The organism is Sphingomonas sp. P4_G2 (genome assembly GCF_056401155.1).
In genome coordinates, this window is the sequence record NZ_JBFUJY010000001.1 from 162,991 (window position 1) to 182,091 (window position 19,101).

The 19,101-nt window shown below is 65.4% G+C and carries 16 protein-coding genes; 8 read left to right on the forward strand and 8 right to left on the reverse strand.

What is annotated here, in order from left to right; all coding sequences use genetic code 11:
* Positions 1–71: 71 nt before the first annotated feature.
* Both murA and AC1DRD_RS00775 read left to right on the forward strand, forming a co-directional pair.
* Positions 72–1,355, forward strand: coding sequence for a UDP-N-acetylglucosamine 1-carboxyvinyltransferase (gene murA / locus AC1DRD_RS00770; RefSeq protein ID WP_478030503.1), 1,284 nt, complete (start codon positions 72–74; stop codon positions 1,353–1,355).
* Between the two features lie 3 nt (positions 1,356–1,358).
* A complete protein-coding gene (locus tag AC1DRD_RS00775) occupies positions 1,359–2,933 on the forward strand; it encodes an MFS transporter (RefSeq protein ID WP_478039585.1) in 1,575 nt (524 codons plus the stop codon).
* 3 nt (positions 2,934–2,936) lie between these two features.
* On the opposite strand, the gene AC1DRD_RS00780 is transcribed toward AC1DRD_RS00775, so the two are convergent.
* The 8 genes from AC1DRD_RS00780 to lgt form a co-directional block, all read right to left on the reverse strand.
* On the reverse strand, positions 2,937–4,931 hold the full coding sequence (locus tag AC1DRD_RS00780) for a GMC family oxidoreductase N-terminal domain-containing protein (protein ID WP_478039587.1): 1,995 nt from the start codon (positions 4,929–4,931) through the stop codon (positions 2,937–2,939).
* Between the two features lie 98 nt (positions 4,932–5,029).
* Entirely contained in the window at positions 5,030–5,821 is a 792-nt protein-coding gene (locus AC1DRD_RS00785; RefSeq protein WP_478039589.1) for a hypothetical protein, read from the reverse strand.
* Between the two features lie 43 nt (positions 5,822–5,864).
* A complete protein-coding gene (locus tag AC1DRD_RS00790) occupies positions 5,865–7,190 on the reverse strand; it encodes a cystathionine gamma-synthase family protein (RefSeq protein WP_478030497.1) in 1,326 nt (441 codons plus the stop codon).
* A gap of 49 nt (positions 7,191–7,239) precedes the next feature.
* Positions 7,240–8,001 (reverse strand): peptidoglycan editing factor PgeF, encoded by a 762-nt coding sequence (gene pgeF / locus AC1DRD_RS00795; protein WP_478039590.1) that lies wholly within the window; start codon positions 7,999–8,001, stop codon positions 7,240–7,242.
* Positions 7,998–8,516 (reverse strand): N-acetyltransferase family protein, encoded by a 519-nt coding sequence (locus AC1DRD_RS00800; protein WP_478039592.1) that lies wholly within the window; start codon positions 8,514–8,516, stop codon positions 7,998–8,000. Before AC1DRD_RS00800 ends, pgeF begins: the two co-directional genes overlap by 4 nt.
* Complete coding sequence (locus tag AC1DRD_RS00805) at positions 8,513–9,022, reverse strand: N-acetyltransferase family protein (protein WP_478039594.1); 510 nt, start codon at positions 9,020–9,022, stop codon at positions 8,513–8,515. Before AC1DRD_RS00805 ends, AC1DRD_RS00800 begins: the two co-directional genes overlap by 4 nt.
* The gene (locus AC1DRD_RS00810; RefSeq protein ID WP_478039596.1) at positions 9,019–10,062 is read right to left on the reverse strand and encodes a class I SAM-dependent methyltransferase; all 1,044 of its coding nucleotides are present in this window, start codon (positions 10,060–10,062) and stop codon (positions 9,019–9,021) included. The genes AC1DRD_RS00805 and AC1DRD_RS00810 overlap by 4 nt, the downstream gene beginning before the upstream one ends.
* A gap of 1 nt (position 10,063) precedes the next feature.
* Positions 10,064–10,948 (reverse strand): prolipoprotein diacylglyceryl transferase, encoded by an 885-nt coding sequence (gene lgt, locus AC1DRD_RS00815; protein WP_478039598.1) that lies wholly within the window; start codon positions 10,946–10,948, stop codon positions 10,064–10,066.
* Positions 10,949–11,026: 78 nt separating this feature from the next.
* Here lgt and AC1DRD_RS00820 point away from each other — a divergent pair, with 78 nt between their 5' ends.
* From AC1DRD_RS00820 to AC1DRD_RS00845, 6 genes are all read left to right on the forward strand, one after another.
* A complete protein-coding gene (locus tag AC1DRD_RS00820; protein WP_478040596.1) occupies positions 11,027–12,712 on the forward strand; it encodes a class I adenylate-forming enzyme family protein in 1,686 nt (561 codons plus the stop codon).
* An 80-nt stretch (positions 12,713–12,792) separates the two neighbouring features.
* Positions 12,793–15,036, forward strand: coding sequence for a xanthine dehydrogenase family protein molybdopterin-binding subunit (locus AC1DRD_RS00825; RefSeq protein ID WP_478039599.1), 2,244 nt, complete (start codon positions 12,793–12,795; stop codon positions 15,034–15,036).
* A 187-nt stretch (positions 15,037–15,223) separates the two neighbouring features.
* Positions 15,224–16,228 carry a ferrochelatase gene (gene hemH, locus AC1DRD_RS00830; protein ID WP_478039601.1) on the forward strand — a complete coding sequence of 335 codons (1,005 nt, stop codon included), beginning with the start codon at positions 15,224–15,226 and terminating at the stop codon, positions 16,226–16,228.
* Positions 16,229–16,275: 47 nt separating this feature from the next.
* On the forward strand, positions 16,276–16,998 hold the full coding sequence (phbB, locus tag AC1DRD_RS00835; RefSeq protein ID WP_478039603.1) for an acetoacetyl-CoA reductase: 723 nt from the start codon (positions 16,276–16,278) through the stop codon (positions 16,996–16,998).
* Between the two features lie 141 nt (positions 16,999–17,139).
* Positions 17,140–17,817 (forward strand): YwqG family protein, encoded by a 678-nt coding sequence (locus AC1DRD_RS00840; RefSeq protein ID WP_478039605.1) that lies wholly within the window; start codon positions 17,140–17,142, stop codon positions 17,815–17,817.
* 267 nt (positions 17,818–18,084) lie between these two features.
* Entirely contained in the window at positions 18,085–19,089 is a 1,005-nt protein-coding gene (locus tag AC1DRD_RS00845; protein ID WP_478039607.1) for an amidohydrolase family protein, read from the forward strand.
* Positions 19,090–19,101 lie beyond the last annotated feature (12 nt).

Sequence of the window (19,101 nt, forward strand, 5' to 3'; positions counted from 1 at the left end):
TTTCAGCTCCGCTGAAACACAAGAGACGCGTTACGCTTGCTTGTGGTGCGGCGGGCGATAGAAGCCTTTGGATGGACCGTATCCTCATTCGCGGCGGTAATCGCCTGACGGGCAAACTGCCGATTTCGGGCGCCAAGAATTCGGCGTTGACGCTGATGCCGTGTGCATTGCTGACCGAGGAGCCGGTGACGCTGCGCAATTTGCCGCGGCTCGCCGATGTCGACAGCTTCGGGCATCTGCTCAACCAACTCGGCGTGTCGACCGAGATCGAAGGCGCGCGGCCGAGCGATTTCGGCCGCGTCATGACGATGCGCGCCGGGCGGCTGACCTCGACCGAGGCGCCGTACGACATCGTGCGCAAGATGCGCGCGTCGATCCTGGTGCTGGGCCCGCTGGTCGCCCGCGCGGGCGAGGCGACGGTGTCGCTGCCTGGTGGTTGCTCGATCGGCAACCGCCCGATCGACCTCCACCTCAAGGCGCTCGAGGCGATGGGCGCGCGGATCGAACTCGCCGCCGGCTATGTCAAGGCGATCGCGCCAGGCGGGCGCCTGCCGGGCGGTCGCGTCGCCTTCCCGATCGTGTCGGTCGGCGCGACCGAGAATGCGGTGATGGCGGCGGTGCTCGCCAAGGGCGGTACGGTGATCGAGAATGCGGCACGCGAGCCCGAGATCGTCGATTTGTGCAATCTGCTGCTCGCGATGGGCGCGTCGATTTCCGGCGTCGGGACCGAGCGGCTGGAGATCGAAGGCGTCGACCGTTTGCACGGCGCCACCTATCGCGTGATGCCCGACCGCATCGAGGCCGGCAGCTATGCTTGCGCCGCTGCGATCACCGGCGGCGACGTCGAATTGATCGGGGTCAAGGCCGACGATATGCGCGCGACCATCGCGGCCTTGATCGACGCCGGCGTCAAGGTCGAGGAAAAGGGCAGCTCGCTGTTCGTATCGTCGGACGGCAAGCTCAAGCCGCTGACGCTGTCGACCGCCCCGTTTCCCGGCTTCGCCACCGACATGCAGGCGCAATTCATGGCGATGCTGTGCAAGGCCGACGGCGCCAGCGTGCTGACCGAGACGATCTTCGAGAACCGCTACATGCACGTGCCCGAGCTGGCGCGAATGGGGGCGGACATCCAGGTGCGCGGCCGTACCGCCGTCGTGCGCGGGGTCGACCATTTGGTCGGCGCGCCGGTGATGGCGACCGATCTGCGGGCGTCGATGAGCCTGATCATCGCCGGGCTGGTCGCCGACGGCCAGACCGAGGTCAGCCGCGTCTATCACCTCGATCGCGGCTATGAGCGACTCGAGGAGAAATTGTCGGCGGTCGGCGCCGATATCGAACGCGTCGGCGACGGCTGATCCATGACGGTTAGGGGGTTCAGCACGACGCTCAGCGACCGCCAGGCGCTCTGGGCGTTTGTGCTGGGATGCGTCGCGGTGACCGCCGGCGTGGCCATGCATATCCCGATGTTCCTGATGGGCCGGACGATGCACTACCGGCTCGCCGGCATGGCGATGGGCTGGGACATGGTGCTCGGCATGGGGCTGATCATCGCCGGTGTTGGCGTCGCCGCTTACGGCCTGTTGCCGCGCGACATCGGCAGGCAGCGGGCCGAGAGCGGTGCGATCGAGATTTCCGCGCCCGAGGACGCGCCGTTGAGCTGGGCGCATTGGCGGTTGATGCTGGTGCTGGTCATCGCGCTGATCATCGACGTGATGAAGCCTGCCTCGCTGGGCTTCACCGTGCCCGGCATGGTCAGCGAATATGGCGTGCCCAAAGCGACGGTCAGCCTGGTGCCATTCTTCGCCTTGATCGGCACCGTGACCGGATCGGTGCTATGGGGCGTGATCGCCGACATCTACGGCCGCAAGGCGTCGATCCTGTTGTCGGCGGTGATGTTCGTCGGCACGTCGATCTGCGGTGCGATGCCCAGCCTCGCCTGGAATATCGGCATGTGCTTCATGATGGGCGCGGCCGCCGGCGGGATGCTGCCGGTGACCTATGCGCTGCTCGCCGAGATGATGCCCAACAAGCATCGCGGCTGGAGCCTGGTGCTGGTCGGCGGGCTCGGCGCGGTCGGCGGCTATTTCGCCGCGAGCGGGCTGTCCGCGTTGCTCCAGCCCCAATTCGGCTGGCGGATATTGTGGCTGCTCAATTTGCCGAGCGGGTTGATCCTCGTCCTGCTTGGCGGCTTGATTCCCGAATCGGCCAAGTTCCTGTTGGCGCGCGGCCGTGATGCCGAGGCGCGGACAGTGATGGCGCGGTTCGGCTCGACCGCGAAGCGGCTGGCAGCGCTGCCGCCGCTGCCCGCGGGGACAGTGAGCCATGCGCTGACCGGGGCCAAGCTGGTCGGCAAGTTGGCCGCTTTGTCGATCGCGGCGATCGCCTGGGGGCTGGTCAATTTCGGGTTGCTGCTGTGGTTGCCCGCCGATCTCGTCGCCAAGGGATATTCGGTCGCGGTGTCGAGCAAGCTGCTTGCCGAATCGGCGCTGATCGCCTTTCCGACGGTGTTCGTCGCGGCGCTGATGTACAGCCGCTGGAGCACCAAATGGTCGCTGGTCACGATGATCGGCGTCACTTTGTTGGGGTTGGTCGGCGTGCTGCGGCTGGAGTTCGCCGGGATCGGCAGCCCGGTCCTGCCGGTGGCATTGCTCATCGTCGGATCGAACGGGATCATCGCGATTCTGCTGCCTTATACCGCGGAAAGCTTCCCACTGCGCGTCCGCGGTCGCGCCACCGGCTGGGTCGCGGCGTGCACCAAAGGCGGCGGCGTCGCGGCTCAGGCGCTCAGCATCACCGCTTTGGTCCCGGCGATGGGCGTGACCGCGGGGCTGATCATCGTGCCGACGGCGCTCGCGCTCGGTCTGTGTGCCTGGTTCGGCCGCGAAACCAAGGGCAGGGACCTCCGTTTGCTCGACGACGCACTGGCCGGCTGACGCTCAGAACGGTGCGATCGCCGTCGCGTAATGCGCCATCGCCATCGTCGTCAGCTGTGCATTGACCCGGATACAGCTGGCGAAGGTGCTGGCATCGGTGACGAGCACGTTGGCGGTGCCGTGGACGCGGCAATCGAGGTCGACCACGCCATGCTCGCGATCCTTGCCACGGGCATTGCCGCCTTGGGGATGCGAGCTCGACAGAGTAATATCGTCGGCCTCGCTGATCGCGCTGTCGAAAAAGGCATCGACATCGTCGCCGGGCTTGAGCGTCTGACCGCGCGCGAGCGCCGGATAGACTTCCTCCGCGCCGGCCGCGAAATGGACCTTGGTCAGTGCTGACAGCGCGCGTTTGATCAACGGAATTTCGACATCGTTGCGCAATTTGAAACTCAGGCCGGAATCGATCAGCTGGCCGCAGCGATCGGCGGGGATCAGGATGCCGGCCGACGCCAGCCGGCCGTAATTGCGCATCCGCTGGGCATGGTCGCCGAACCAGCCGGGCATCAGGGTCGACATGCTCATCGGCGGCTGGAAATGCGATTCGAGCAGGAAGTCGCCGCGATCGACATAGGTCGCCATCTGGTCCTCGTCCCAGCTGCGCATCGACTGCTCGCCGGGCATCAGCGCGACCACCGGGCAGGCGATGTTGAGCGAGATACCGGTGCCGGTGCCGTCGATCCCGCTCGCCGCGAGGATGCGGCTCGACGCCATCGTGCCGGCCGCGACCACCACGCCTTCACGCGCGCGGATGAAATGCTTGCGGCCGTCGGCCAGCACGACCTCCACTCCGGTCGCGCGCCGCTTGTCCCAGTCGAGCGGGGTTTCCCAGCGGATCGCCGTGACCTTGGTATCGGCCAAAATATGCGCGCCGCTCCTGCGTGCGTCGAGCAGGAAGGACTGCGCCATACCCTGCTTGCGGCCATAGGGGCAGCCGGTGTTGCAATAGCCGCAATAGGCGCATGCCGCTCCGGCGGAATCGGGGCCGTAATTCTTGCTGAACCAGGGCGTGGGCGAAGACTGGTCGCCTGGGAGACCGGTCGCGGCCGCATGTGCCGCCCAGCCTCGTTGCAGATGCGGACCGTTATTGCGCCCGGCGCGCGCGTCGATCGGACCGACCGACAAGCGTTGTTCCACTGCACGATAAGCGGCATCGAACCGGTCGCGGTCGACCGGCGCGCCGAGCTCGGCCCATTTGGCGAAGATGTCGGGCGCTTGCGGGTGCGTCAGCCCGGGCTGGTTGACGCGCAGGCAGATGCCATTGTTGAGCACGGTCGATCCGCCGACGACGCGGCCCTGGAACACGACCACGTCATGGTCGCGGCTGGTCTGCACGCCGCCATCGACGAACAGCCGCGCGGTCATTTCCCATTCGCGGTGATTGATCTTCGAAGAAGGGTAAAAGGGACCAGCTTCCACCACCAGCACGTCGTGCCCTTGCGTCGCCAGCGTCGCTGCGGCGACCGCGCCGCCGGCACCCGATCCGATCACGATCACCCCGGCTTCGTCGGGCGCCTCTTTCAGAATGTCGGCATCGGTCAAATCGCGGCCGGGAAAATCGGTGATCGGCACTTCGCCCGGCGCCGAGCGATCGCGATGAGCGGGCAGGGTAAAGCCGATCTGCGCGAATACCGGATTGTCGCGGTTATCGTCCTGGGTCTCGCCCTGCCAATGGCCGTAATAGCCGGCATAAACCACGCTCCGCACGCGGGCGAGATCCTGCATCAGGTCGTTGCGCGTGCGCTCGAGCCGCCTGGCGACTTGCCGCGCGCGCCAGGCCGGGCTCAGGATCAGGAACAACGGCCCGCCCATCACCAGGCAGAGCAGATAGAGGCTGAGCCCGATCTCGGTCGCCTTGCCGCCTTTCACCAGCGCGAACTGGCGCTGGAGGTTGGCGACCACCTGGCTCGAGGGGATCGCCATGTCGGTATCGTGGAACAGTGCTTCGGCCAGCGCCTTCAGGATTGCGGCCTGGACGAAATTGAACGGCTTCCCCATGCCCTTACTCCCCCGCTGCAAGGTCAGTCGGGCTCGGTCATAGCCGGTTTGTTGGCCACCCGAAATCGCGTTTGAGGTCACAATGGGGAGAAGTGACTCTACACCTCCCACCATCCATCTTTGTTGGGCGTCCACCATGGCGCGCCGGCGGTGATGCGCGCGGCGAGCCCGGATTCCCGAGACAACACGAGCGGCAGGCCGGTTTGCGCCGCCAGGCGTTCGACGTCGGCGTCGGAAAAGTCGGTCGGCATCCCGCCAGCCTCGCGACAGGCGAGACGAAAGAGTTCCATCTCCTGTCCCCAGAAATAGAGCGAGCTCGCGCCGATATTGGCCTGAAGGCGGTGGACGTCGTCCCATTTGCCGGGCTCGACGATCTTGGCCCAGATGTCCGCCTGGAGGCTGTCGACCGCGGCGTCGGGGCGCCAGTCGAAGGCGTCGGCATTGACGATCGTTACCTTGTCGCGGGCGGCGCTGGGAAGCTGGTCGAAAACGCCCTGCTCGGCGATCAGCGCGATCACGTCGGCGTCCCGCTCAATCACGGTGACGCGATCGACTTTGGGGTTCAGCGCCACATTGGCCGCGGCCCAGCCCATGCCCAGCCCGAGCACCACGGTATGGCCGCTTGCGGCGGCGATGCCGATTTCCTGGCTTTCGACCTCCATCGGGACGATCGACATCCAGGTGGCGTCGCCGTCGCGGACGGGGCCGCTGAGCACCGCACTGCCCAGCGTGGCATAGGTTTGTCCCCAATATCCACGTCCGGCCGCGAGGAACGCGACCCGTAGCGACCATTCGCCCCAAGTACCGGCGCGATAATGCGGCAGCCACAGACTGGTCGTGAACTGACCGAGCAGGTCGATCGGACTGATCGCTTCCGGATCGTACGTCACGACGCAGTCGGCTGGACGTGTGCGTAGCTGTCGGGCCGTTCGCTCACACCGTTTCCAGCGCCGCCGCGAAATCGGCGATCAGATCGTCGGCATCCTCGACGCCGATCGAGATGCGGACCAGATTGTCGGTAATCCCCAGCGCCTGTTTGCGCGCGTCGGGCACCGACAAATGGGTCATTCCGGCGGGATGCGACGCCAGCGTTTCCGTCCCACCCAGGCTGACCGCCAGCTTGGCGATCTTGAGCGCGTCGAGGAAGGCAAATGCCTCTTTCTCGCCGCCCTTGAGGTAGAGCGAGAAAGTCGACCCGGCGCCCGAGCAATGCCGCTCGTAGATATCCGCCTGGCGCTTGTCCTTGCCGTCCTTGAGGAAGCCGAGATAGCCGACCTTCTCGACCTTGGGATGATCGCGCAGGAATTCGCAGACCTTGACGGCATTCTCGCCGGCGCGGCTCATTCGCAGTTCGAGCGTCTCCAGGCTGCGCAGCAGCATCCAGGCGGTGTTGGGATCGCAGATCGTGCCGATCGTGTTGCGCATCAATCGGATCGTGTTGATGTGCTCCTTCGACCCGAGCACGCCGCCTGCGACGAGGTCCGAATGGCCGCCGGCATATTTGGTCAGCGAATAGACGACGATGTCGGCGCCATGTTCGAGCGGCTTGTGCCACAGTGGCCCCAGGAAGGTATTGTCGATCGCGATCGGCGGCTTGTTGGCGCCGGTGAAGATCGCGTCGCGGCTGGCGGCGACCGCCTCGACATCGACCAAAGCGTTGGTCGGGTTGGCCGGGCTTTCGAGATAGATCAGCGGGACATTGCCCGACGACGCCTTTTGCAGCACCGCGTCGATCTCGGCGCGCGTCGCGCCGGCCGGGAAGTCGAGCCAATGGACGCCGAAGCGACCAAGAATGCGTGCGATCAGCGTCTCGGTCGCAGCGTAAAGCGGACCCGAATGGACGATCGTGTCGCCGGGCTTGACCATGGCGAGAAACAGGGTCGCGATTGCCGACATACCTGAGGAGAAGGCAAGCGCATCCTCGGCGCCTTCCCAGATGCCCAGGCGATCCTCGAGGATTTCCTGGTTTGGGCCGTTGAAGCGCGAATAGACCAAACCCTCGGCGCCACCCGGGCGCTTACCCGTCACGCCCTCGAAATGGCGCTTGCCGGCGGCGGCGTTGGGGAACACGAAGGTCGAGGTCAGGAAGATCGGCGGCTTGAGCGATCCTTCGGACAGTGTCGGATCATAGCCATGGCCCATCATCAAGGTCGATGGCTTGAGTTGCCGCCCGCCGATCGATGCCGGCTCGGTCTTCTTGGGTGCGAGGGCCTCGACCCCGGTCAAATCGGCTTCGGTCTGGGTCGGCTTCTTGGACATCATCTACTCCTTTGGCCGACGCTGTAGCGCCGTGTGGTTTCAGAAGAAACTAAATCCCGATGATCGAAATCTGTCGTCCATAATCGGGCTCACCCCGGTGCGTCGCGCGGCGGAAGCTGTAGAAACGATCCGCGTCGGCATAAGTGTCGAGCCCCATCATTTCGATGGTCGGCACCCCGGCGGCGGCGAGGCGATGCGCGACATAGCCTTCCAGGTCGAACTGGGCATGGCCCTCACGGCCCGACGTGAAGAAGCGTTCGTTGGCGGGGTCCTCGGCCTCGAAGCGGCGCTGGAACGCCTCGTCGACTTCATAACTGGCGCGCGCGATGCACGGGCCGATCGCGGCGACGATGCGGTCGCGGTCGGCGCCGAGCTTTTCCATCGCGGCGACGGCCGCGTCGGTGACGCCGCCGATCGCGCCTTTCCATCCGGCATGCGCCGCACCAACGATCCCGGCATCGCGATCGGCGAGCAGGACAGGCGCGCAATCCGCGGTCAGGATGCCGAGCGCGAACCCGGGACGGTCGGTCACCATCGCGTCGGCATGCGGCCGATCGGTATCGTCCCAGGTCGTGGCGAGCGTCACACAGTCCGCTGAATGGACCTGATAGAGTGTGACGAGCTCGGCGCCCGGCAGCACCGCGGCGACCGCACGGCGGCGATTCTCGGCAAGGTCGGGGCCGATTTCGACTTGCCCGCGCCGGCCGAGATCGAGCCCCGCGGTGATGCCGGTAGAGACGCCGCCGCGGCGCCCGAGGAACCCATGCGCCACGCCATCGAGCGCGCGAGCGCGATTGATCTCGACCGTCACAGCGCCAGCCGCATCAGCCGGTCGTCGTCTTCCTGTTCGCCGACCATGAATTTGTATTGGCCGATTTCCTCGAAGCCATAGCGTTCGTAGAACCGCCGCGCGCGATGATTGTCGATATAGACCGACAGGATCATCTCGCTGGCGCCGCGCGCCCGCGCCTGATCGAGCGCCCAGTCCATCAGCACCGGCGCCAGGCCCGCGCCGTGATGATCGCCAAGGATATAGAGTTGGTGCAGCTCGATCGCTTTATCCGGCCAGTCACCGGGAAAGGTGACCGGGCCGATCTTGCAATAACCGACGATCGTGTCGTTGTCGGTCGCGACGCGGACGCGATAAGCGGGGTCGGTCAGGTCTGCGGGCAACCCCGCCGATCCGAACGCCGCATCGAGGAACTGCGCGAGATCCTGCTGGCGATAGAGCGTGCCGAAGGTATCGGTGAAGCTGCGCCGCGCCATCGCCGCGAGTTCCGGTCCATCGGTGGGTGTCGCGTCGCGATAGGTGATCGCCCCGCTCACAGCGCCAGCCGCATGATATGGTCGGTGTCGACCTGGGTGCCGACCGCGAAGGCATAGTCGCCGATATGGTCGAAGCCGTGCTTGCGATAGAAAGCGGCCGCGCGGTGGTTTTCCTCCCACACCGTCAGCAGCAACGCCGTCGCGCCTTCCGCCCGCGCGGTAGCGATCGCCCAGTCGAGCAACGCCTTGCCGACGCCGGCGCCATGCTGGTCGCTGCTGACATAGATCTGGCTCAATTGCAGCGCGCTGGGCTCGGCATCGGGCAGCCAGGGCGGGTTGACCTTGGCATAGCCGACCACCCGGCCGTCAACGAGCGCGAGGTGAAAGCGTGCCGCGCCGCTCGACAGATCGGCGAGCAGCTTGCCGTTGGGGCCATAGGCCTGGGCGAGATAGGTGGCCGCATCCTCGGCCGAGACGCCGTGCGCGAACGTCTCGATCCAAATTGCCTGCGCCATGGCGTCAAGCGCGTCGCCATCGGCGGGGGTAGCATCGCGATATTCGATCATAGGAATCCTGCTGGAATTGGCCAGTCGCGCGCGGTCCAGGCCATCGCCCTGAACAATGTTCCCATCTGGTCGTGCTCGACCAGCCGCGCGCGATCGGCGGCGATCGCCTCGGCCTTTTCTGGCGTCGATCGCGCCAGCGCCTCGGCGCGCGGAGCGATCCCCAATGCAGTTAGAAATGCGCCTTGCCCGACCGGGCCGTCGACCCTCACGCCCTCGATCCCGGCGGCGGCGGCCAGAGTGGCGAAATCGACATGGGCGGTCAGGTCGCGGCTGCCCGGTTCCTCGAACGGATTGGCGAATTGGTGTCCGCTCACCGCCTGCAACGTGTCGCCGATTGCCGGACCGTCATAACCATAATCGACCACCAAGGCGGCCCCGCCGTGCAGCATCAGGCGCTGCGCCAGCGCGCGACCAATCGCCACCGACGCCGGCGAGGTTTCGATCACCGATCCGACCGGCGCATCGCGCAAATTTTCCGGGATCACGCTGGCGGGCACGTCCTTGCCGGCGATCGGCAGGAACATCAGGTCCTGACAAGCGACCAACCGCTCGCGCCAGGCATCGCCCGCCTTGACCAATTGGCGGATCGGCAGCGCGTCGAAGAATTCGTTGGCGACCGCGATGATCGGCCGGTCGTCGGGCAATTGCGTGATATCGTCGTGCCAGGTGGCATAGGGGACCGCAGCGCGCTGCCGGGCGCGCAGCGTCGGGCTGGTTTCGACGAAATGGACCGGCGGATCGAGCCCGACCCGGCCCATCGCGCGCATCGCATCGGCGGTCAGCGTGCCGCGCCCGGGGCCGAGTTCGACCCAATAGATGTCAGGCTCGCCTGCGCGCTGCCACAGATCGGCGGCCCATAGTCCGATCAGCTCGCCGAACATCTGGCTGACTTCGGGCGCGGTGGTGAAATCGCCCGCCGATCCCAACGGGTCGCGGGTCGCATAATATTCGGCATTGGCCGCTGCCATGTACTGCGACAATGGGATCGGCCCCGCCATGGTGATGGCGCGCGACAGCCGATCGGGCAGCGACCCGTCCATCTCAGGCGACGCTTTCGTCCCCGGCGATCGGGGTGACGCGATCGCGCCGGCCTTTGGCCGTCCAGATCAGATAGATGCCACCCAGAATCATCGGCACGCACAGCCATTGGCCCATGTGCAGATAGCCATTGTCGAAGATCGTCCCCTGGAACTGGGCGTCGGGCTCGCGGAAGAATTCGACGATGAAGCGCGCAAGGCCGTAGCCGGTCAGGAACAGCCCGACGAGCTTGCCCGGCTCGTAGCGCGCCTTGGTTCGCCAGAAGGCGTAGGCGAGCAGCGCGGCCAGCACGACGCCTTCGAGCAGTGCCTCGTAAAGCTGGCTGGGATGGCGCGGCATCGGACCGGCATTGGGGAAGATCATTGCCCAGGGCAGGCTGGCATCGGTGGGCTTGCCCCACAATTCGCCGTTCACGAAATTGGCCAGACGACCGAAGAATAGCCCGAACGGGGCGCAGCAGGCGACATAGTCATGGACGCGGAGCCAGCTGAGCTTGTTCCGCCGCGCGAACCAGAAGATGCCGAGCGAGGTGCCGATCACACCGCCGTGGAAGGACATCCCACCTTCCCATAATTTGAAGAAGCCAAATGAAAACAGCAGGCTGGGGAAATGTGTGTCGTAGAACAGCACATAGCCGATCCGTCCGCCGAGAATGATGCCGAGCGTCGCGTAGAACACCAAATCCTCGACGTGCCGCTTCGCCATCGGCGCGCCCGGCGCGCGCAGCATGCGCATCAGGTACATCCAGCCGACGACGATGCCGGCGATGTACGCAATCGAATACCATTTGATGTCGAATATATCGCGCCCGAACAAATGGATGTGCAGCAGCACCGGGTTAAGGTGCAGGTCGTTGAAATCGATCGCGGTCAGTGCATGCAGGATCAAGGCTTTTCCCCGGGCTTTGTCGCTCCCATAAGGGGGTCAGGGTCCCAAGTCGACAAAGACCAGGTGGAGAGAATGCCGATGCCGAGTGCGCTCGATCTACGGATGGACCGCGGAATCGCAAAGCTGACCGGTCCCGGCGCGCCGATGGCGGTGAGCGAGATCGAGGTGCGCGGTCGGACCTATCCGGCGATCGCCGCGGCACCGCCCAGCCTGGCGCATTATTTCGCGCATTTCTGCGCCCAGCACGCCGACGTGACGTTCCTGGTGGCGGGCGAGGAGCGGCTGACGTTCGGACAGGTGTACGACCAGGCTGGCGGCGTCGCGCGGTCGTTGGTGGCGCAGGGAATCAAGCGCGGTGACCGGGTCGGCATCGCGATGCGCAATTCGCCGTCCTGGATCGCGCTTTATATGGGCGTGCTGTTGGCGGGCGGCATCGCGGTGCTGCTCAACGGCTGGTGGCAGTCGGAGGAATTCGCCAACGCGCTGGCCGAGGTCGAATGTTCGATCGTGTTCGCCGATCCGCCGCGCGGCAAAAGGCTGGCTGACATCGAGGGCCTGACCGCCAGGGTGGTGGTGATCGACGATTTCAAGCCGCTGTCCGAGGCGCTCGCCACGACGATGGGCAACGCGGAGACGGCGCTGCCCGAGCTCGGTCCCGACGATCTTGCCACGATCCTATTCACCAGCGGCTCGACCGGGCAATGCAAAGGCGCGCTCAGCGATCATCGCGCAGTGCTGCAGGCGACGCTCAATTACCTCACCCAGGCGCTGATGATGCTGGGTTTCGCGACGGAAGACGGCAATCCGCCGCAAGGCCAGCCATCGACTCTGCTCAACGTGCCGCTTTTTCATGTCACCGCCGAGGTGCCGGTGATGCTGCAAAGCTTCGCAATGGGCCGCAAGCTGGTGCTGATGCCCAAATGGGATGCCGAGGACGCGATGCGGCTGATCGAGCGCGAGCAGATCAGCTATTTCGTCGGTGTGCCGCTGATGAGCTTCGAGATCCTGACGCACCCCAATCGCGCCAAATACGATCTGTCGACGGTGACCGATTTCGCCGCCGGCGGGGCGCCGCGCCCAATCGACCATGTCCGCCGGATCAACGAGGAAATGGGCGGGGGCGCGCCACTGATCGGCTATGGCCTGACCGAGACCAATGGCGTTGGCTGCGGCAATTGGCGCGAAAATTATCTCGCCAAGCCCAATTCGACCGGCCGCGCCTCGGCGCCGTTGGTCGATCTCGCAATCCTCGACGATGCGGGCAACAAGGTCGCGGCGGGCGAGCGCGGCGAGGTGGCGATCCGCTCGATCTGCAATTTCCGCGAATATTGGCACCGGCCTGACGCGACTGCCGCGGCGTTCAGCAAGCATGGTTATTTCCTGACCGGCGATATCGGCTATCTCGACGAGGACGGCTATCTGTTCATCGTTGACCGCAAGAAGGATATCATCATCCGCGGTGGCGAGAATATCAGCTGCCAGGAAGTCGAGGCGGCGATCTACGAGCATCCGCTGGTCGCCGAGGCGGCGGTGTTCGGCCTGCCCGATGAGCGTTTCGGCGAAGTGCCCGGCGCCGTCGTCCATTTCCATGATGGCGAGACGGTCGACGAAGCCGCACTGCAGGGTTTTTTGTGCGAGCATATCGCGGCGTTCAAGGTGCCGGCGCGGATCTGGATCGCGCCCGACCCGCTGCCGCGGCTGGGCACCGAGAAGATCGACAAGGTCGGTCTCCGCGCCAAATATCGCGCGCTGGCGGTTGCCTAGCGACGTTGAAAATCCGCTTCCGTCCAGGAGAGGAGCTTGGCGGGCTTCCCCGCCAGGCCCCCTCGCGATAGAGCGGGGCGATGGCTGACGACGCTCCGACCAAAGCCCACCTGACGCGTCGCCAGTTGCTGATCGGTGGCGGCGTCGGAGTCGGGCTGGTGATCGCTTGGACAGTCTGGCCCCGGCGCTACGGCCCGAACCTGACGGCCGCGAAAGGCGAGCACATCTTCAATGCCTGGCTGAAGATCGGCGAAGACGGGCATGTCACCGTCGCGGTGCCGCAAGCCGAGCACGGCCAGGGGAGCTGGACCACCCTGCCGCAGATCGTCGCCGATGAGCTTGGCGCCGACTGGCGCACCGTCGCGGTCGAGCCGGCGCCGCTCAACCCGCTCTACGCCAACCCGCTGGCGGCATCGGAATTGTTCGACGGCGTGTTCGATCGATTGCCGCAGAATATACGCGAAGGCCATGTCACGCGGTCGGCGCTGATGCTGACCGCCAGCTCGACATCGGTGCGCCAGTTCGAAGGCGATCTGCGCGATGCGGGCGCCGCGGCGCGCGTGCTGCTGCAGAAAGCGGCGGCGAAACGGTGGAATACCGATTGGCAAGCGACTGGCACCGCGCAAGGCTTCGTCGTCCACGACAAGGACAAATTGCGGTTCGGCGAGCTGGCCGCCGAGGCGGTCGGCGGCAGCTTGCCCGACCCGCTGCCGCTGCGCGCGGGCGAAAACGGCCGGCTTTCGGGCCAGTCGCTGCAACGGCTCGACAGCCCGGCCAAGATCGATGGCTCGGTCAATTTCGCCGCCGACATGCGCCTGCCCGGCATGGTGTTCGCGGCGATCCGCCAGGGGCCTACGCCCGACAGCCGGTTGGTCAGCGCCGACAAGGCGGCGGCGGATCGCGTGCGCGGTGTGCTCAAAGTGGTCGAGGGCGATCATTGGGTCGCTGCCGTCGCCGACAATTGGTGGGCGGCCAACCGGGCGCTCGGCGCGCTTGCCCCGCGCTTTGCCGCGCCGGTCGGCGGGGCGAGCGATTATTCGATCCGTAGTGCGCTCGATACGGCGCTGAACGGCGACGGTATCCGGATCGGTGCCGCCGGCGATGTCGGCGCCGCCTTTCGTGGCGTGCAGGTAGTGAGCGCGGAATATCGCGCCGCGCCCGCGCTCCATGCCGCGATCGAACCGCGAACGGCGACCGCCGCTTGGAGCGACGGGTCGGTCGAATTGTGGATGCCGACGCTTGCCCCAGGACTCGCGCGATCGGCGGTCGCCACGGCGATGGGCGTGGGCGAGGATGCGGTGATCGTCCATCCGATGCCGATCGGCGGCGGGTTCGGGATCGGGCTCGAATCGGACGCCGGGGTGCAGGCGGCGGCGATCGCCCGCGCGATCGACCGGCCGGTGCAATTGACCTGGTCGCGCGCCGAGGACTGCGTGCATGATCGGTTCCGCGCGCCGGCCGCGGCGCGGATGACCGGACGCGTCGATCAGAACGGACGGCTGGTCGGGCTGCTCGCCAAGATCGCCGCGCCATCGACCGGTCACGAACTCGCCGCGCGGTTGCTGGCGAGCGACAAGGCGGCGCAGGCCGCGCTGGCGCTGCCCGCCAATGGCGATGCCTATGCCGTCGCCGGCGCCACGCCTTTCTACCAGATTCCCAATTGGGCGCTCGATCATCATCCTGCTGACGTCGGTATCCCGACGGGCCATTGGCGGTCGGGCGCGCACAGCTACACCTGCTTCTTCACCGAATGTTTCATCGACGAACTGGCCCACGCCGCCAATACCGAGCCGCTGTCATTCCGCGTCGCGATGCTGGGCGGTAATGCCCGGCTGGCGCGCTGCCTGACGACGGTGGCCGCGCTCGGCGGCTGGGAAGGCGGTGTGGCGGGGAGCGGGCAGGGGATCGCCTGCCACAGTTTTCGCGGCAGCCATATCGCGGTGTTCGCCGAAGCGCATATCGAGGAGGACCAGTCGATCGGGATCGACCGCATCGTCGCCGCGATCGATTGCGGGCGGCAGATCAATCCCGACATCGTCCGCCAGAATATCGAAGGCGGGTTGGTATTCGGCATCGCCCAGGCGCTCGGCGCCTCGACCCGGTTCAAGGACGGCATCGCCACTTCGCGCGGGTTCGGCGACCTCGATCTGCCGGTGCTCGCCGACATGCCCGACATTACCGTCGAATTGATCGCCAGCGAGGCCGATCCCGGCGGCGTGTCCGAACTGGCGGTGCCGCCGGTCGCGCCGGCGATCGCCAACGCCCTGCAATCGGCGACGGGTTTCCGCATTCGCAGCCTGCCGCTCAAGATAGGAGAGGCGTGATGCGCGCCTTCAACCCCGCCCGTCACCCCGGCCTGGTGCCGTGTTCGAGCTTTGGCTTGCCCCCGGCAAGCCAAGATCGTGTCCGGGGGACACGATCTCGCTCGAACATCAACCCTCCGCAACGGAATCCAGCCATTGTCGCGCCTTGGATGCCGGGACAAGCCCGGCATGACGGGGAGGGCTTGGCGTGACGATACCGCCAAACCACCCGTCCATCCCAGTTCCCCGCATCGGCGTGTTGCTGATCAATCTCGGCACGCCTGACGAGGCCAGTCCGAAAGCGGTGAAGCGCTACCTCGCCGAATTCCTGTCCGATCGCCGGGTGGTGGAAATCCCCCCGCTGGCCTGGCAACCGATCCTGCGCGGCATCATCCTCACCACCCGCCCGAAGAAGTCGGCGCATGCCTATCAACAGGTCTGGACCGACGCGGGATCGCCACTAGCCGCCGTCACCCGTGCGCAGGCGGAAGCGCTGAAAGACGCATGGCCGGGCGTCACCGTCGACTGGGCGATGCGTTACGGCAGCCCGGCGATCGGCGACCAATTGGAGGCGATGAAGGCGGTGGGATGCGAGCGCATCCTGATCGCCCCACTTTACCCGCAATATTGCGCCGCGACGACCGCGACCGCCAACGACAAGGCGTTCGAGGCACTGGCTGCGATGCGCTGGCAGCCGGCGATCCGCACCTTGCCGCCTTATCACGATGATCCCGCTTATATCGACGCGCTGGCGCAGTCGGTGCGCGCCTCGCTCGCAGCACTCGATTTCGAGCCTGAGGCATTGATGGCGAGCTTCCACGGCATGCCGGCGCGTACACTCGAGCTCGGCGACCCCTATCATTGCCATTGCCAGAAGACCGCGCGCCTGCTCGGCGAGGCGTTGGGGCGCGAGTTGATCGTCAGCTTTCAATCGCGCTTCGGTCGGGCCAAATGGCTCGAGCCCGCGACCGATACGACGCTCGCAGCATTGCCGGGGCAGGGGATCAAGCGCATCGCGATCATCGCGCCAGGCTTTTCGGCCGATTGCCTCGAGACGCTGGAGGAATTGGCGATCCGCGGCCGCGATACGTTCCTGACCGCGGGCGGCGACCGTTTCGCGTATCTGTCATGTCTCAATGATAGCGCGCCGGGCCTGACCATGCTCCGCGACATCTTGTCGCGGGAACTTGCCGGTTGGATCAGCGCTCAATAGCCTCGACCCGACGACACCGCCCGAATCAGGGCCAATAGGAGAGAAAAATGGCACGCGTAGCGATCGTAACCGGCGGAACGCGCGGGATCGGCGAGGCGATCAGCCTGGCGCTCAAGGACATGGGGATGACCGTCGCGGCGAATTATGCCGGCAATGACGAACGCGCCCGCGAATTTTCCGACCGCACCGGGATCAAGGCGTTCAAATGGGACGTCGGCGACTATGATGCGTGCCAGGATGGCGTGAAACAGGTCGAGGAAGAGCTCGGCCCGGTCGATGTGGTGGTCAACAATGCCGGCATCACTCGCGACGGCACGATCCTCAAGATGACCTACCAGATGTGGAAAGAGGTCATGGACACCAATCTGGGCGGTTGCTTCAACATGGCCAAGGCGACTTTCCCTGGCATGCGCGAGCGCAAATGGGGTCGGATCGTCAATATCGGTTCGATCAACGGCCAGGCCGGGCAATATGGCCAGGTCAATTACGCCGCGGCCAAATCGGGCATCCACGGCTTCACGAAGGCGCTGGCACAGGAAGGCGCGCGGGCCGGCGTGACGGTCAACGCGATCGCGCCCGGCTATATCGATACCGACATGGTGGCAGCGGTGCCGGCCGACGTGCTCGAGAAGATCGTCGCCAAGATTCCGGTCGGGCGCTTGGGCCAGGCGCAGGAGATCGCGCGCGGCGTGGCGTTCCTGTGTTCCGAAGATGGTGGGTTCGTTACCGGCTCGACGCTGAGCATCAACGGCGGGCAGCATATGTACTGACGGGCGGAGGCGCGGAAGCGACGCTTCCGCGCCGGTCGCGCCTGCGGCGCGAGCGCCCGGCACGGCCGGCGGGTCGGCAAAGCCGAACCCGTCCGACGACGGCGGCTTTGCCGCCGGCGGGACGCCATGGGAATTATCCACATGAAGTCCGACCTTGATAAAGCTTGGGGGGAATTGGAGTCGATCCGACGCTCGGCCTCTGTGGCCAAAATCGGGGGATTCCGGCCGCCAGACGATCCGATCACTTCTTGGATGATCAAAGGCGTTAGCCTTCAGGGCGAGCGCGCGCCGACTTGGAACGGCAGAGAAATGTTTCCGCTTATTCAAGTCAGGATCGATGAGCTGCCAGTCGTCCCGCAATCTTTGCATGGCGTCGCGATGCTAGTCGTGTTCATGACCCGATCGACAATACCGTTCGACAAGGCGCACGGAGAAGGTTGGTTAATTCGGGAGTATGCGTCGTTGGATGGCCTCGTGCCGATGCCAGCCGGTGATGTTCCGTATCGCCCGTTCGCAATTGCCTGGGAAAAAGTCGAAGATGACATGCCGGGATGGGAAGATGCTTGGGAATTGGTTGATCTGACGGCGATCAACGACGATGAAACGGCAAGCAACCGGTTCTTCTCCGAATTCAACCGCTATAACGGCACCAAATTTGGCGGATACCCGGTCGAAATCCAACACGGCGCCGGCGTTGGTGATTTTGTCTTTCAAATTGATTCAGACCCGAAGTCCGGCTGGAACTGGGCTGGTGATGGCATCGCTCATTTTCACCGTGCGGAAGGCGAGGATTGGCGTTTCTCGTGCCAGATGACCTGACCCCAAGACGCTGTCAGAAATTCATTATTGAGCGCGCGCCGCGCTAGGTGCGGCGACAGAAAGGCCGCCGGCAAGCCATCGATCGGATCGGGCTTCGCGCCCCCGCCGACCGTGTTGGTCGCTCGCGCTTTACGCGATCGGCGCTTTGCTCTGACGGTGCCACGCCTTTGCCTCGCGATATGACCTGCGAGGTCATGTCGCGGGGCCCGTGCGCTTGGTAACCGATCCGCACGGGCGCGAAAGCGCGTTTCAGTTCGGGGTGATGATATGCAGATCGCGCGCAGAGACTTCCTGAAATACGGCGGCGGCACGGTGGCGGCGCTCGCGGTTCCGGGAGGATTGGCGGCTGCCGTTGGTCCTCGCAAGCCGATCATCGACGTCCACATGCATGCTTATCCGGCCACGATGAAGCTGCCCGTCCCGATCGTGAACCCGATCACCGGCGCGAAGAGCTCGATCATCACCGGGGCAGACCATCTCACTGCCTGTCTCGAGCAGATGCGGCGGTACAATATCGTCAAGGGCGTGGTCAGCGGCGGCGATGGCGACCGCTTGCAGGCAGCCTATGATTGGCAGGATCGCGATCGCGCACGCATCGTCGCCGGCGCCGGCATCCGCGGCTCGGAGGACACGCCGCTGCCGCCGCTCGAAACGCTGCGCAGCGCCTTCGCCTCGGGCAAGCTGAAGGTGTTGGGCGAGATCACCGCGCAATATGCCGGCCTGTCGATCAGCGATCCCAAATACGACCCCTATCTGGCCCTCGCCGAGGAATTCGACGCCCCGGTGGCGATCCATCTCGGCACAATGCCCGCGGGAACCACGTTCGATCCATGTTGCCGCACGGCGCGGGCGGCGTTCGGGCATCCGGAGACGGTGGAGGGCGCGCTCAACAAGCATCCAAAGCTGCGCGTCAACCTGATGCACAGCGGTTGGCCCTATATCGAAGAAGCCGAGGCGATGATGATGCTCTACGACAACGTCAACATCGACACAGGCGCGCTGTCATGGCTGCTGCCGCGGCCGGCCTTTCACGACTATCTGCGTCGACTGGTCGATGCCGGCTTCGGCAAACGGGTGATGTTCGGGTCCGACCACATGTACTGGCCCGATGGGATAGGGCTCGCGGTCGAGCATGTCGAGGCCGCGACGTTCCTGACCGAGGAGCAGAAGAGCGACATTTTCTACAATAATGCGGCGGCCTTTTATAAGCTGGCACCCGCGGCTCCCGTGACCCTCTCCGATGCTGATGCAACCCGCACACCGAATGGCTAATGTTGGCGTGTC